The sequence below is a fragment of the Dyadobacter sediminis genome, from assembly GCF_005860765.1.
In the GTDB taxonomy this organism is placed as follows: domain Bacteria; phylum Bacteroidota; class Bacteroidia; order Cytophagales; family Spirosomataceae; genus Dyadobacter; species Dyadobacter sediminis.
This window is the reverse complement of record NZ_VCEI01000028.1, coordinates 513,806-528,034: the sequence shown is the minus strand read 5'-3', so window position 1 is coordinate 528,034 and position 14,229 is coordinate 513,806. Positions and strand designations below refer to the sequence as shown.

At 43.7% G+C, this 14,229-nt stretch carries 13 protein-coding genes; 10 read left to right on the top strand and 3 right to left on the bottom strand.

Annotated features, from left to right (window positions below; all coding sequences use genetic code 11):
* The first annotated feature begins 6 nt into the window (after positions 1-6).
* The 3 genes from FEM55_RS19205 to FEM55_RS19195 all read left to right on the top strand — a co-directional run bounded on the left by FEM55_RS19205 (position 7) and on the right by FEM55_RS19195 (position 1,126).
* A complete protein-coding gene (locus FEM55_RS19205) occupies positions 7-540 on the top strand; it encodes a 5' nucleotidase, NT5C type (protein ID WP_138283005.1) in 534 nt (177 codons plus the stop codon).
* A 72-nt stretch (positions 541-612) separates the two neighbouring features.
* A complete protein-coding gene (locus FEM55_RS19200; protein WP_138283004.1) occupies positions 613-828 on the top strand; it encodes a hypothetical protein in 216 nt (71 codons plus the stop codon).
* Positions 815-1,126, top strand: coding sequence for a type II toxin-antitoxin system RelE/ParE family toxin (locus FEM55_RS19195; RefSeq protein WP_138283003.1), 312 nt, complete (start codon positions 815-817; stop codon positions 1,124-1,126). The genes FEM55_RS19200 and FEM55_RS19195 overlap by 14 nt, the downstream gene beginning before the upstream one ends.
* Here the strand turns inward: FEM55_RS19195 and uvrB are convergent, their stop codons facing one another.
* Together uvrB and FEM55_RS19185 are read right to left on the bottom strand one after the other, a co-directional pair.
* Positions 1,127-3,145, bottom strand: a complete 2,019-nt coding sequence (uvrB, locus tag FEM55_RS19190; RefSeq protein ID WP_138283002.1) for an excinuclease ABC subunit UvrB — start codon at positions 3,143-3,145, stop codon at positions 1,127-1,129. It lies immediately after the preceding gene.
* 440 nt (positions 3,146-3,585) lie between these two features.
* Positions 3,586-4,440: a cupin-like domain-containing protein gene (locus tag FEM55_RS19185; RefSeq protein ID WP_138283001.1), complete on the bottom strand. Its 855-nt coding sequence runs from the start codon at positions 4,438-4,440 to the stop codon at positions 3,586-3,588.
* 439 nt (positions 4,441-4,879) lie between these two features.
* Here FEM55_RS19185 and FEM55_RS19180 point away from each other — a divergent pair, with 439 nt between their 5' ends.
* Entirely contained in the window at positions 4,880-5,218 is a 339-nt protein-coding gene (locus tag FEM55_RS19180; protein ID WP_138283000.1) for an avidin-fold protein, read from the top strand.
* A 35-nt stretch (positions 5,219-5,253) separates the two neighbouring features.
* Here the strand turns inward: FEM55_RS19180 and FEM55_RS19175 are convergent, their stop codons facing one another.
* Positions 5,254-5,808, bottom strand: a complete 555-nt coding sequence (locus FEM55_RS19175; RefSeq protein ID WP_138282999.1) for a GNAT family N-acetyltransferase — start codon at positions 5,806-5,808, stop codon at positions 5,254-5,256.
* 274 nt (positions 5,809-6,082) lie between these two features.
* On the opposite strand from FEM55_RS19175, the gene FEM55_RS19170 reads away from it, so the two are divergent.
* The 6 genes from FEM55_RS19170 (at position 6,083) to FEM55_RS19145 (ending at position 14,204) form a co-directional block, all read left to right on the top strand.
* Positions 6,083-6,502, top strand: coding sequence for a hypothetical protein (locus FEM55_RS19170; RefSeq protein ID WP_138282998.1), 420 nt, complete (start codon positions 6,083-6,085; stop codon positions 6,500-6,502).
* A 177-nt stretch (positions 6,503-6,679) separates the two neighbouring features.
* On the top strand, positions 6,680-7,831 hold the full coding sequence (locus tag FEM55_RS19165; protein ID WP_138282997.1) for an efflux RND transporter periplasmic adaptor subunit: 1,152 nt from the start codon (positions 6,680-6,682) through the stop codon (positions 7,829-7,831).
* A gap of 36 nt (positions 7,832-7,867) precedes the next feature.
* A complete protein-coding gene (locus FEM55_RS19160) occupies positions 7,868-11,023 on the top strand; it encodes an efflux RND transporter permease subunit (protein WP_138282996.1) in 3,156 nt (1,051 codons plus the stop codon).
* A gap of 69 nt (positions 11,024-11,092) precedes the next feature.
* Positions 11,093-12,535 carry a TolC family protein gene (locus tag FEM55_RS19155; protein ID WP_138282995.1) on the top strand — a complete coding sequence of 481 codons (1,443 nt, stop codon included), beginning with the start codon at positions 11,093-11,095 and terminating at the stop codon, positions 12,533-12,535.
* A 360-nt stretch (positions 12,536-12,895) separates the two neighbouring features.
* Positions 12,896-13,153: a helix-turn-helix domain-containing protein gene (locus FEM55_RS19150; protein WP_138282994.1), complete on the top strand. Its 258-nt coding sequence runs from the start codon at positions 12,896-12,898 to the stop codon at positions 13,151-13,153.
* Positions 13,154-13,169: 16 nt separating this feature from the next.
* Positions 13,170-14,204, top strand: a complete 1,035-nt coding sequence (locus FEM55_RS19145; protein WP_138282993.1) for a nucleoside hydrolase — start codon at positions 13,170-13,172, stop codon at positions 14,202-14,204.
* The last annotated feature ends 25 nt before the right edge of the window (positions 14,205-14,229 follow it).

The window sequence follows — 14,229 nt, the reverse complement described above, 5'->3', positions numbered from 1 at the left end:
AAACTCATGCGAAAGTCGATTGCCATTGATATGGACAATGTCATTGCTGATATTGAAAGCAACTGGATTAACTTGTATTACAAGGAGTACGGAGTAAAGGTTACCAGGCAGGATTTGCATGGAAAGCCGGAAGATGAAGCTTTTCCAGATCCGGTTGCAGCGCGGAGACTGATATATCAGCCGGGATTTTTCCGGTATGCGCCTATTGTTCCCGGTGCGCAGGAAGCACTCATCAAACTGCAGGAACACTTTGACGTTTACATTGTGTCTGCTGCAATGGAATTCCCCAATTCACTTCCGGAAAAATACGACTGGCTTCATGAACATTTTCCGTCTATTTCCTGGAAAAATATCGTTTTCTGCGGTGACAAAAGAATTATTGATACGGATTACCTTATAGACGATCATTTGAAGAATCTGGATTTTTGCAAAGGAACACCCATACTATTCACCGCAAGCCATAATGTTAATGTCGAAAGGCATAAACGAGTGAATAACTGGCAAGAAGCACTGCAACTCCTGAATTCTGAATTAATATAATAATCACTTTCCCTGTTCTTTTTCATTATATTAGCTCTGCAAACAAGCAGTTAGCAAACTATCTAATATAATATGGCATCTTTAAACATCTCGATTAATCAACTTCTTGAAGTAATCAAAGGGTTGAATGAAATTGAAAAAATACAGGTAAAGAATGCTTTGGAAGAAGATTTTTTTATTTCTGAAGAAAAAGTTAATGAATTGCTTAAACGTAAAACGGACTTTATAAGCGGAAGCAGCAGTTCACGATCTTGGGAAAATATAAAGTCTGAAAATGAGTCTTTATAAAATCGAAGTATTAAAAATTGCCGAAGTAGAATTGTCAGAAGCTTACAACTGGTATGAGAAACAACAAAAAGGTTTAGGCAACAGATTGATAAATGAAGTATCAAAGTACATGAATTCCATGGCAGAGAATCCGTTTAAATATCCATCCAGATATAATAATGAACTTTACTTTGCTCCTTTAAAAATATTTCCTTTTTTGATTGCTTATTGGGTAGACAATCAAAAATCAACTGTTTTTGTTGTTTCTATATTTCATACAAGCAGAAATCCGGCAAAATTTACAGGAGAAGAAGAATGATTACACCTTCTCCTTCACACGGTCTTTAAGCTGCAGCAATTCATCCCTGAGCCTTGCTGCTTCCAGAAAGTCGAGTTCTCTTGCAGCCGCTTCCATTTTTCGTTGTGTTTCCGAAATTAGTTTCTGCAGGTCATTTTTTCCCATATACTGGACTACAGGATCTGCGGCAATCCTTACTTCTTCAGGCTCCACATACACTTTGCGGACTTTGGAATCTGCAACCGAAGTCTGCTCCATGATCGCTTCGCGGGATTTCAGGATCGTTTTCGGCGTAATGCCATTCTCTGCGTTATACTCCATTTGAATTCTCCGGCGGCGATTGGTTTCCTCTATGGCCTGCTGCATGGAACCTGTAATGACATCGGCATACATGATTACTTTTCCGCGGTCATTGCGGGCAGCACGGCCGATGGTCTGGATCATGGATCTTGTATCTCTCAGAAAACCTTCTTTGTCTGCATCCATAATGGCTACAAGCGAAACTTCCGGCAAATCGAGCCCTTCACGAAGCAAATTCACGCCGACAAGTACATCAAAAACGCCTAAACGAAGTTCACGAAGGATCTCGACACGATCCAGCGCTTTCACTTCCGAATGGATGTAACGGCATTTGATACCTACTTTATCCAGATATTTACTTAATTCCTCGGCCATTCTTTTGGTCAAAGTCGTAATCAGCACCCGGTCTCCTTGTTTGATCCGCTGATTGGTTTCATCCAGCAGATCATCGATCTGGTTCAGACTGGGCCGTACTTCAATTTCGGGATCAAGCAAGCCGGTCGGCCGGATAATCTGTTCTACAACTACACCTTCGGACTTTCTCAACTCGTAATCAGCCGGCGTTGCGCTTACAAAAATGGTCTGCGGCGTCATATCCTCAAATTCCTGGAAAGTAAGCGGGCGATTGTCCAAGGCGGAAGGCAAACGGAACCCGTATTCAACAAGCGATTCTTTTCTTGATCTGTCACCGCCCCACATCGCCCGGATCTGCGGCATGGTTACGTGGCTTTCGTCAACAACCATCAGAAAATCATCCGGAAAGTAGTCAAGTAAACAAAAAGGACGCTGTCCCGGCAAACGGCGGTCAAAGTAACGCGAGTAATTTTCAATTCCGGAGCAGTAACCCAGTTCCCGCATCATTTCCATGTCAAATTCCGTACGCTCTTTAACACGTTCGGCTTCGGCAAGCCTTCCTTCTTTTATAAAGTATTCGATCTGCAATGCAAGATCATCCTGAATTTCCTTGATTGACTGCGTCAGAACATCTCTTCCGGTTACAAAAAGGTTTGCAGGAAAAATGGCAACTGCACGTTCGGAAGAAATTTTTTTGCCTGTTTCGGGTTCTATGCGCTGTATTTCCTCGATCTCGTCTCCAAAAAAGACAATCCGGTAAGCAAAATCCGCATAACCCGGATAAATATCAACGGTATCTCCTTTTACGCGGAAAGTTCCGCGGTTAAATTCCACTTCGGTACGACTGTAAAGAATCTCAACCAGCCTGAACAAAAACTGGTTTCTGCTTACCACATCGCCGACTTTGGTGCTAACAATGCTCTTTTTGTACTCATTCGGATTTCCTGCACCGTATATACATGAAACAGAAGCGACTACAAGTACATCGCGCCTGCCGCTCATTAAAGAAGAAACGGTGTGCAAACGTAATTTGTCAATTTCCTGATTAATCAGCAGGTCTTTTTCGATGTACGTATTTGTAGTCGAAATAAATGCTTCCGGCTGATAATAGTCGTAGTAACTGATAAAATATTCTACGGCATTCTTTGGAAAAAACTGCTTGAACTCGCCGTAAAGCTGAGCAGCCAATGTTTTGTTATGACTTAAAACCAAGGTCGGCCTTTTGACCTGCGCAACTACATTGGCAACCGTAAATGTCTTTCCGGAACCCGTTACACCCAGCAAAGTCTGTGCAGGCTCCCCGGATTCAATTCCCAGTACAAGCTGGCTGATCGCCTCCGGCTGATCTCCGGTCGGTTTATATTCAGAAGTAAGTTCGAAATCCATAGTAATTATAAAGCATTCAATATATAACGCATTGCAGGCTGCAATTCTTTTTCAAAGCAGAAATCGGACCGTTCTTTTTTACAAACAGGCTTTTTGCTCATTTTACAGACAATATTTCCCTGATCTTTCATAGTTTGGAAACTTCAATTTGAACGAATCATCTAGCTAAAAACACTGGCCTGTGCAACAGGCACTTTGGTATCTATGATTAACAACAGTTCCTCCAAAACAAGTTCGTATAAAACCGGCAGGAAAGTAAATATAAAACCCTTGCCAACATCAATCCGAAAGCCGTATTTGCAAATGGCTGCAACGGCAAGCAGCGACTTTCATTTTCAGGATCAACAAAAAAGAATTTACCAGAAAAACTGTTCATACAATAGCAAAATAGCCTCATACGCAATGTACAAGGCTATTTTAATGTATAAATTAAATACGCTTTATGCCTGTTCCGTCAGAACTTCTTTTGCATTTTCAACTGCTTTTCTTTCTTTCCAGTGCTGCCAGTCCAGACCAAGAAGTTTGGTCATGCTTTTATCCACAAAAGTATGGCGGACAAGGTTCATTCCGCCGCGTACAGCCGTGAATATGGAATTATTCGCCCGCAAGGCAAGACTGAAACCGCCGTCTATATACCGGATATAATGCCACCACAATGAAGGAATGAAAATGGTTTCTCCATGGAGAAGCGTTGTCTCATGGCCGACTGCTCCTTTCAGTGCAGGAAAACGTTCGTAATCCGGATTGATCGGGTCCACTTTGCTCATGACCGTGAACGGGTGATGATACAAACGACGGCTTTCTTCGGGCGAAAACAAAATAACCTGCTTGCGCGTCTGAAACTGCGTCAGGAACACGTTGGAGCAATCCATGTCATAATGCAGGCTTGTAATGGAACCCTGGCCGCCGAAAAAGACAAACTTGTACGATTTCAGAAAGCCGTCCATGATGGTCGGAAAACGGATGTCATTGACAAGCTCCGGCGCTTTTTTAAAAATATCAAAAAGAAAAATGCGCAGATCAGTCGGGCCGCCCTGAATAAGGTTTAGATAATCCCCGAATTTCATCGTCTTGGCAATCTGGAAATATTTGTCTGCATCATGCATATGATTATCCACCAAAGGGACGTCAATATTTCCATGGTTTTCGCGAAGCCACTCAAAAGTCCATTTCTGAACCGCCGGCCAGTCTTTTGCCAGATCAGTAAAAACAACGGGACGACTTGGCTTCAGGTAATTCTCAATAAACTCTTCGCGGGTCAGTCCGCTGCGTTTCTCTATGGGTACTAATTTCATGTCCGAAACTAAGTAAAAGTAAGCGACTATAATGGATTCCTGAATTCAACGCTGATAACGCTTGTTCCAATACATCTGAACAAATGCTGTCTTTTTACAATGCGCCGCTGCAACGCTGAACACAGCCGGTATTCTGAATTTTCAATGATATTATATTAACTCAAATGTATTAAAGAGAATTCAAAAATATAAATTTCATAAAATATTACCTTGAACTTTACTTTTGCGTTGCACATGGCAACGATTTATTCAGGCAAAAAAAGCGATCAGGAAAATGTACTTGTACAGAACTAACTTACTCGCTTAAATTTACGACACTTCAATCAAAAAACGCATGAGGACTATAAAAATGCCAATAGCTTTTAGCTGCTGGCTTTTAGCTGTCAGGATGTCGGATTAAAAGCAAAATATACCTCAAACCAACTTTAAACAATTACGGATGATCAATTACAACAACAGGATTTTCAGACCGCTTTCCAACTCCGAGAACGGAGAAGTGGATCTTGAAATGCATTTTGTTTATGAGCAAAACGGCAATGTCGTTACTTCAACTTACTCGGGCGGAAGAATAAAAACCGGGCATCTGATTGCCATTGCGGACGAAAACGGAAATCTGGACATGCGTTATCATCAGGTAAACGACAAAGGTGAAATTACAACCGGCATTTGCCGATCGACTCCGGAGCAGCTAGCGAACGGGAAACTGCGCATGCATGAAAAGTGGCAGTGGACATCCGGTGATTTTTCCGAAGGGGAATCGCTTCTGGAAGAACAGTAAAATGGTTTTTCAGTATTCTTTTCCGGCAATCAGGCTCATCGGAAAAAACCGGAAAGAGCGCCTGCTATTTTCCTCAGCAACTTGGCAATAGCAGGCAAATAAACAAATTTGTATTTCACTTTGTCCAGATCTTCAATCGTTTCCACATTAACCATTCCGGCCTTTTCCAGGACGCGGATGGAAGCAGAATTGTTTACGTTGACAAATGCAATGACCTTGCTGGGATCCAGCTTTTTTCTTGCAAAACGGATCAGTCCGTCTGCTATTTCCGTTGCAATTCCTTTTCCCCACTGCTCTTCCACCACCCTGTAACCGATTTCGATTTCCGAACCGATCCTGTCGAGCTTTGCCGCACCGATCAGTTCACCATTTTCCAGGCTTTCGATCAGATATCTTCCCAGATAAGTATCGCTTCCATATTCTGCGAGAAAACCTTTCAGCATCTCGTCGGATTCGGTGCGGCTGAGCGAGTAGCCTGTCACATATTTCATTACATTGGCATTGTTGCTGATCCTGAAATACTTGTCGCCATCCGCTGCTGTCATTTTAGTCAGGACAAACCTTTTTGTTTTTATCGGTTCAATACCCATGCATTTGTTGTTTTTTCAAAAACCGGATGATGCCGGAAATGTAAAAGTGCTTTATAAAAACGTGCAATAAAAGACTTGTGAGATTTAGTACAAACCCGTACAGAATGAAAATGGTTAACAGTTATTAACAAGTAACGGAATTTGGATTTTACATTTGAATTGTTACATTTGGATTATTACGGTTTAATATCACAATTTCGTTCCAATAATTCCATTCATTCTTGAATTCATTATAAAAGTATGAATTTTTAATGACCTGATTTTATTCAGTATCATGATAAAAAGAACTTTTGTATTGTTTTTCTGCCTGGTACAAATCCTGGCCGTTTCGCTGTTTTCGCAACAGTCGAAAGGTGCATGTATGCGGAATTCGGAATTAAACGGATTTTTCCCCTTTACTGTTGAAACAGCGGAGTCTCCGGATTGCGATATTATTATTGACAATACGATCTGCAAAAAAAATGCAATTGTCAGGGCCGATGAATTTGAGTGGAAAGAAAGCTTGTCGGATCTGCTTCGTCACCGGCATTCCACGTACAGGTTCCAGACCATTGTTTCCCATTATTGTCTGAACTACAATTTTGCCCGCATTCCGAAAATTGTCCGGGAATCTGTAAAACTGATTGTTGTAAATAAAGGACTGCTGACGCTTCCGGATTATTACAGCTTTCTTCATCGCCTCTGCCCCTTTTAATCTAATTCCTTTTTCTTACTTCTGAATTCCGTTTTCCTGAAAGACAACGGCAAAGATTTTCATGGCTTTCCAGCATGACAGTCTTTAGAATTTTCCTATGCAATCGATTCATTTGGCCGGATCGAAACAAATAGCATATAGCCAATTGCCAATAACCACCCTGTTATCTACTTATTTATGAAAAATCTTCCTTGGTCGCTGTTAACTGCGATCAGCATGCTGGCTTATGGCTGCGCATCAAAGAATGAAAGTACATCTGCAAAACAAGACAGTGTTCTGACTATTCCGGTTACCGAGCTGAAACCTCAGAAAACGGAACTGCACAGAGAATATGTCGGCGATATTCATGCCATCAAGAACGTCGAAATATATGCCCGGGTAAAAGGTTATCTGGAAGAAGTATACGTGGACGAAGGCAAGGAAGTTAAAAAAGGACAAACATTGTTCCGGATCAACAATGAAGAATATGAGGCGCAGCTGGCAAAGGCGAAAGCAAATCTCCAGAGCGCTATTGCAGAAGCCAAAGGTGCAGAACTCGAACTGAAAAGGGTCAAATTGCTCGCGGAAAAAAATGTAATTTCCAAAACCGAAGTGGAAGTGGCGGAGGCCAAGCTGGCAGCCGTAAATGCAAGGATTGAAGAAGCCCGTTCTGAAAAATCCAAAGCTTCTATTCATCTTGCCCAAACCCAGATCAAAGCACCATTTGATGGCATTATCGACCGCATTCCGTACAAAGTAGGAAGCCTTATCAACGAAGGAACGCTACTTACGACACTTTCCGATACCAAAAATGTATTTGCCTACTTCAATGTTTCCGAAAACGAATACCTTGAATATGTAAAGGCCAGAGGAAAAGCCAGCAATGGCCATACGGTTGTTGAGCTGGAACTTGCAGACGGCTCTTTTTTCAAGCACAAAGGTACAATTGAAACAATGGAAGGCGCTTTTGACGAAGGAACGGGTTCCATTGCATTCCGCGCACGCTTTTCCAACCCTGAAAAACTGCTCAAACACGGCTCCACCGGTACCATTCGCCTGACGAACACCGTTGACAACGCCATTCTGATCCCGCAGAAAGCAACGTTTGAAATTCAGGATAAAAGCTTTGTTTATGTCATGGACAAAAACAACAAAGTCAAAACCAGGAGCTTTGTCCCGCGATCCCGATTTGACAATTTTTATATCGTAAAGTCAGGACTGAAATCCGGTGAAACCATTGTCTGTGAAGGCGTTCAGGGGCTTAAAGACGGCGCTACCATTTCACCAAAAGCCATTTCCATGGACAGCCTTGGCGCTGTAAATGAAAAAGTAGCGCTCAGCGCTCGGTAAAAGCCTTTATCTCAGTGTTCACCTGAAATTAAAATCATGTTCAAGACTTTCATTGAAAGGCCGGTGCTGTCGCTGGTCATATCTCTTTTTATAACACTTTTAGGGATTTTCGCGCTTGTCGGACTACCCGTTTCGCAGTTTCCCGATATCGTTCCGCCGTCTGTTGTCGTAACGGCCCGTTATACCGGTGCAAACGCCGAAGTATGTGCCAAAGCCGTTGCCATTCCGCTGGAAAGAGCCATCAACGGGGTTCCCGGCATGACGTATATGTCTTCTGTTTCAAGCAATGACGGCGTTACGCTGATCAATATTTCATTTGAAGTAGGAACCGATCCGGATCTTGCAGCGGTAAACGTACAAAACCGTGTCCAGACGGTCATTGACGAACTTCCGGAAGAAGTAATCAAAGCCGGCGTCACGACGGAAAAGGAAGTAAACAGCATGCTGATGTATCTGGACATTATGAGTTCGGATACGACCGTCGGCGAAGATTTCGTATACAACTTTGCCGATATCAACATTCTTGCAGAACTGAAAAGGATTGATGGCGTAGGCCGCGCCGAAATCATGGGCAGCAAGGATTACTCCATGCGCGTTTGGCTGAAACCCGAAAGAATGATCAGTTACAACGTATCTGCGGATGAAGTTGTGCAGGCAATCCGCGATCAGAATGTGGAAGCAGCGCCGGGCAAAACGGGCGTGAGTTCAGGGAAAAGCACGCAGATGCTGCAATACGTACTGAAATATACCGGAAAGCTTTTTGAACCGGCACAGTATGAAAATATTGTCATCCGCGCCAATGCGGACGGTTCCATGCTCAAACTCAAAGATGTGGCCGATGTCGAATTCGGAACGCTGAATTATAACATGAGCTCCAAGTCGGACGGGCGGCCTTCGGCATCCATCATGATGAAACAGCGGCCGGGCTCCAACGCACAGGATGTCATCGCCAATGTCAAAAAAAGAGTAGCTGAGCTGAAAGAATCGGCTTTTCCGCCCGGAATGGATTACACGATTTCCTACGACGTTTCCCGCTTTCTGGATGCTTCCATTCATGAAGTGGTCAGAACGCTGATTGAAGCATTTATCCTTGTCATTCTTATTGTATACCTGTTTTTACAGGATTTCCGCTCCACGCTGATCCCGGCGCTTGCCGTTCCCGTTGCATTGGTAGGAACATTTGCTTTCATGCAGCTTTTTGGTTTTTCCATCAACTTGCTTACGCTTTTTGCTTTGGTACTGGCCATCGGAATTGTCGTGGACAATGCCATTGTCGTCGTGGAAGCTGTGCATGCAAAAATGGCCGAAAAGCATCTGGATGCCATGCCTGCAACGATTGAAGCCATGAAAGAAATGAGCGGTGCCATTGTTGCCATTACGCTCGTGATGTCGGCAGTGTTTGTACCCGTGGCCTTTATGTCCGGGCCTGTCGGGATTTTTTACAGACAATTTTCTGTAACGCTCGCTATTTCCATTGTTATTTCGGGTATCAACGCGCTTACGCTTACACCGGCTTTGTGCGCGCTGATGCTGAAAAATACACACGGTCAGCCTGCAAAAGATACACTTCTCAACCGTTTTTTCAGAAAGTTCAATAATGGTTATGATGCTGTTTCATCAAAATACAGAAATCTGCTTTCCGTCATTGCAAACCGTAGAATGGTTACAATTGGACTGCTGCTTGCTTTCTGTATCGGCACATGGGGCATAAACACCATCCTGCCAACGGGTTTTATCCCAACGGAAGATCAGGGAATGCTTTATGTGAACGTAACAACACCGGTCGGTGCAACAGTTGAACGTACGGAAACGGTTCTGGATGATATTCAGAAAGTGGCGCAGAAGCTGGAACCTGTGGAATCCGTAACTACTTTGTCCGGTTACAGTCTGATGACCGAATCTGCCGGCGCATCGTACGGCATGGCTATGGTGAACCTGAAACCATGGGATGTACGCGTTGCTTCCGTCAATGACATCATCAAGGAACTGGAAGAGAAAACAAAGCACATTACCGACGCAGACATCCAGTTTTTTCCTCCGCCGACAGTTCCCGGATTTGGCAATTCAAGCGGTTTTGAGTTGAGGGTTCAGGACCGCACGGGAAGCGATGATCTTCAGAAAACGGCAGCCATCACAAACGAATTTGTCAAGGCATTGTCGGATGCGCCTGAAATCGGAAGTGCGTTCAGCAGCTTTGACGCCAATTTCCCTCAGTATCTGATCCATGTGGATTCGGATATTGCGGCCAAAAAAGGCGTTTCCATTGACAAAGCCATGAGTACGCTTCAGACGCTTGTCGGAAGTTTTTACGCTTCCAATTTTATCCGTTTCGGACAAATGTATAAAGTCATGGTGCAGGCAGATCCGGAATCGAGGAAAAATCCGGAAGATATCCTGAAACTTTACGTCAAAAATGACCGGGACGAAATGGTTCCTTTTTCCACTTTCATCCGTCTGGAAAGAGTTTACGGGCCGGAACTGCTGACGCGTTACAACATGTTCACTTCCGCCATGATCAACGGCGATGCTGCGCCGGGTTACAGCAGCGGCGATGCCATCAAAGCGGTGGAAAGGGTTGCAAAGGAAAAACTGCCCAAAGGATTTACTTACGACTGGTCCGGAATGACGCGTGAAGAGATTCTGTCCGGAAACCAGGCTGTATTCATCTTTGCGATATGCCTTATTTTCGTGTATTTACTGCTTTCTGCGCAGTATGAAAGCTTTTTGCTGCCCTTACCTGTAATTCTGTCGCTTCCGACAGGCGTTTTCGGTGCCTTTCTTTCGCTGAAACTGCTTGGCCTTGAAAACAACATTTATGCGCAGGTTTCACTGGTCATGCTGATTGGTTTGCTGGGTAAAAATGCAATCCTTATCGTCGAATATGCCATTATTCGCCAGAAAGAAGGCCGTTCCATCCTGGAAGCTGCGCTGGAAGGTGCCACAGAACGTCTGCGTCCGATCCTGATGACTTCCTTTGCGTTCATCGCCGGACTCATTCCGCTTTGTATTGCTTCGGGTGCCGGAGCCATGGGGAACCGCTCCATCGGAACGGCTGCTGCCGGCGGAATGCTCATCGGTACTTTGTTTGGTGTGATTATCATTCCGGGCTTATATGTTCTCTTTGCCGGTTTTGCAAAACGTAAAAAAGTGGAGCAGACGGTTGCGAAAGAAGAAGAAGTCGTGCTGGACTGATTCGGGACTTTTTTCAAGGCAGCCGGCCAGATTACTGCCGGCTGCCCTATTTCAAACAGATTTATAATCATGAAAACCTGTAAAAGGACTTATCCTATACTTTTATTCGGAATGCTTCTTGCAATATCCGGGTGCAAACTGATGCGGCCCGTGGAGCATACTTCCAGAATAAGTACGCCAAAATCTTTTTCCGGCCAGACGGATTCAACGGGCATTGGCGCCATACAATGGAAATCGTTTTTTAACGACCCGCATTTGGTTGCACTGATCGATACGGCTATTCAGAACAACCTTGATCTGAAAATGGCTGTTCAGCGGATTGAAATGGCAAGGTCCAATATGCTTTTTGCACAAGGCGCTTTGCTTCCTGTGATTGCAGGAGAAGTTTCGGGCGGCGGCAGAAAATTCGGTGATTACACGATGGACGGCGTCGGAAATTATGACACCAACTTTTCGGAGAACATTGATAACGACCGGAAACTTCCCGCGCCTTTTCTGCCGGATTATTTCGCAGGATTCCGGAGCACCTGGGAAATTGATATCTGGGGTAAACTGAAGACGCAGAAAAAAGCCGCATACAATCGCCTTCTGGCAACAGAAAAGGCAAGACATGCCATCACAACCGGCCTTATAGCGCAAATTGCAAGTATTTATTTTGAATTGACAGCGCTCGACACGGAACTGGATATCATCCGGAAAAACATTGCATTGCAGCAATCGGCCGTTGAAACCATCAAAATACAAAAAGAAGGCGGAAGGGCCAATGAACTTGGCGTACAGCAATTAACGGCCCAATTACTTAATACACAAAGCCTTGAATTCAGTACGCAGCAAAGAATAGTTGAATACGAAAATAACCTTAACCTGCTTTTGGGCCGTTTTCCTCAAAAAATAACCAGAAATAAAGTTGCTGAACAGGTTATTCCGGAATCCGTACAGGCCGGAATTCCTGCCGGCATGCTGAAAAGACGTCCGGATATCCAGCAGGCACAACTGGAAATGATGGCTTATTATTCGGATCAGCAGGCTGCCCGGCTGGCCTTTTTACCTTCACTGAACATCACAGCCATGCTGGGTTTCAATGCTTTTAAAAGCAGATTGCTGTTTTCGCCGGGTTCTGTTGCCTACAATGCGCTTGGCGGCTTTGCAGCACCAATTTTTAACAGAAAAGCACTTAAAGCAGCACAAAGAAGATCGGAAGCAGCAAGTCTGGAAGCATTGTATGCGTACAACATGACCGTGTTAAGAGGGTTTGAAGAAGTCAGCACCAGTCTGAAAAAACTCGATAATACGAAAAGCATTGCAGCGCTGAAAACACAGGAAGTGGACGTGCTGCAACAGGCTGTCACAACGTCCAAAGATCTTTTCCTTACAGGCTATGCATCTTACCTGGAAGTAATTACGGCGCAGCGAAGCGTTCTGGAAGCAGAACTTAATCTCACCAATGTGCAGAAAGAACAGTTTCTCGCTTTGGTTGAGTTATACCGTTCCCTGGGCGGCGGCTGGGAATAACGCAGGATTTCAGGCGACGTATTCCGGATTGCAACGGTGTATGTTGCCTGAAAGCTATTAGCTTTTAGCTTTTAGCTTTTAGCTTTTGGCGGTTAGCTTTTCTGACCTAAGTATTTGATCAAAAGCAAAATTCAGGAAGTGGAAATCTTGACTTATGCTGTCCAGGCAATTCTTTATTTGAAATTTTATCTCTAATTCATTTTTTTGCTGCTGGCAGCTTCATCAGCAGGTTTATTTTTTTGTAAAAACAGCTAAGTTGCATGATGAATAAATAGTAGTTGTATTTTACAACTTGCTGCTGGAAAGTATTTACCCTATTTTGCAAAAAGTTCATTCACACACTTAAAGTTATCTTGTTAAATGTCAGGATTTAATGAAAAAATGCGGTCAATCCGGATGATGAGAGGCATCAAGCAAAATGAAATTGCCGAACTGCTGAATGTGAAACAGCAATCCATCAGCAAAATTGAAAGCGGCAAAATTCATATTTCAAAAGATACTGCGAACAAAATTGCAAATCACTTCGGCTTTGCAAGCAAGGAAGAAATGGAAATATTTTATGAAAAGAACATATGCCAAAGTTCCAGAAAAGCAAATCAGAAAAGGGAATTTACGTAGCGCTAAAATGTAAAGCATGAAAAGACTTTACATCAGAACGGCTCGTAACCTGATCATTGCTATTGCCTTATTTTCCTGCACGGGATTTGCCCAGAACAGAAATATCTTTAACAATGAACGGGTTCAACCGCGCATGCGGGTCATTATAGACAATGATTTCAGCGGAGATCCGGACGGTTTGTTCCAGCTTGCGCATCATTTACTTTCACCATCTGTGGAAATAAGTGCCATTGTCGGTTCGCATCTGAAGCCAGACGACGGTTTTGATAATTCCAGAACCCAGGCCGACAATGCAGCGGCAAAAGCTTCTGAATTACTTAAAATGCTTAAACCCGGCAGCAAAATTCCGGTTATTGCGGGATCAAATACGGGCATGACATCCGACAGCGTGCCTGTAAAAAGCAAAGCCGTTGATTTTATTATCAAAGAAGCATTGAGAACGGACACCAAACTGCCGTTATACGTTGTTTGCGGGGCCGGGCTCACAGAGATGGCAAGTGCCGTCTTGACAAATCCGGAAATTGCCAAAAAGATCACGCTCATTTGGATTGGCGGCCCGGAATATACAGATCTTGCCTACCCACCGCCAAACTATACGCTGCTGGAATATAATCTGGGAATTGATATTAACGCGGCCAAAGTTATTTTTAACAAGTCGTCCATTCCATTGTGGCAGGTTCCGCGAAATGCCTACAGACAGGCGCTTTTACCTTATTCGGAACTGCTTCTTAAGATAAAAACCAAAGGAGAAACCGGTAAATACCTAGCCAGCGCTATTGAAAACCTCATGCAGAGGATTATTAAATATGTAAATATGGGGGAAACTTACATTTTTGGTGACAGTCCGCTTGTCTTGCTGACTGCACTTCAGTCATCGTTTGAAGCTGATCCGTCTTCCAGTCATTATGTTCTTAAAACGGCACCGAAAATTAATGATCAGGGTTTGTATCAGTATAATCATACAGGAAGAAATATCCGGATTTATGACAAGCTGGATATTCAACTCATGTTCAACGACCTTTTTGCAAAGCTGGAACTGAACAACAAATAACCCGGGCAATAAAAAAGCACGGATC

What these genes read in the sequence shown, in the direction of transcription:
- FEM55_RS19205 (WP_138283005.1), top strand. Translation starts at nt 7, where the DNA reads ATGCGAAAGTCGATTGCCATTGATATGGACAATGTCATTGCTGATATT.
- FEM55_RS19200 (WP_138283004.1), top strand. Translation starts at nt 613, where the DNA reads ATGGCATCTTTAAACATCTCGATTAATCAACTTCTTGAAGTAATCAAA.
- FEM55_RS19195 (WP_138283003.1), top strand. Translation starts at nt 815, where the DNA reads ATGAGTCTTTATAAAATCGAAGTATTAAAAATTGCCGAAGTAGAATTG.
- uvrB (WP_138283002.1), bottom strand. Translation starts at nt 3,145, where the DNA reads ATGGATTTCGAACTTACTTCTGAATATAAACCGACCGGAGATCAGCCG.
- FEM55_RS19185 (WP_138283001.1), bottom strand. Translation starts at nt 4,440, where the DNA reads ATGAAATTAGTACCCATAGAGAAACGCAGCGGACTGACCCGCGAAGAG.
- FEM55_RS19180 (WP_138283000.1), top strand. Translation starts at nt 4,880, where the DNA reads ATGATCAATTACAACAACAGGATTTTCAGACCGCTTTCCAACTCCGAG.
- FEM55_RS19175 (WP_138282999.1), bottom strand. Translation starts at nt 5,808, where the DNA reads ATGGGTATTGAACCGATAAAAACAAAAAGGTTTGTCCTGACTAAAATG.
- FEM55_RS19170 (WP_138282998.1), top strand. Translation starts at nt 6,083, where the DNA reads ATGATAAAAAGAACTTTTGTATTGTTTTTCTGCCTGGTACAAATCCTG.
- FEM55_RS19165 (WP_138282997.1), top strand. Translation starts at nt 6,680, where the DNA reads ATGAAAAATCTTCCTTGGTCGCTGTTAACTGCGATCAGCATGCTGGCT.
- FEM55_RS19160 (WP_138282996.1), top strand. Translation starts at nt 7,868, where the DNA reads ATGTTCAAGACTTTCATTGAAAGGCCGGTGCTGTCGCTGGTCATATCT.
- FEM55_RS19155 (WP_138282995.1), top strand. Translation starts at nt 11,093, where the DNA reads ATGAAAACCTGTAAAAGGACTTATCCTATACTTTTATTCGGAATGCTT.
- FEM55_RS19150 (WP_138282994.1), top strand. Translation starts at nt 12,896, where the DNA reads ATGTCAGGATTTAATGAAAAAATGCGGTCAATCCGGATGATGAGAGGC.
- FEM55_RS19145 (WP_138282993.1), top strand. Translation starts at nt 13,170, where the DNA reads ATGAAAAGACTTTACATCAGAACGGCTCGTAACCTGATCATTGCTATT.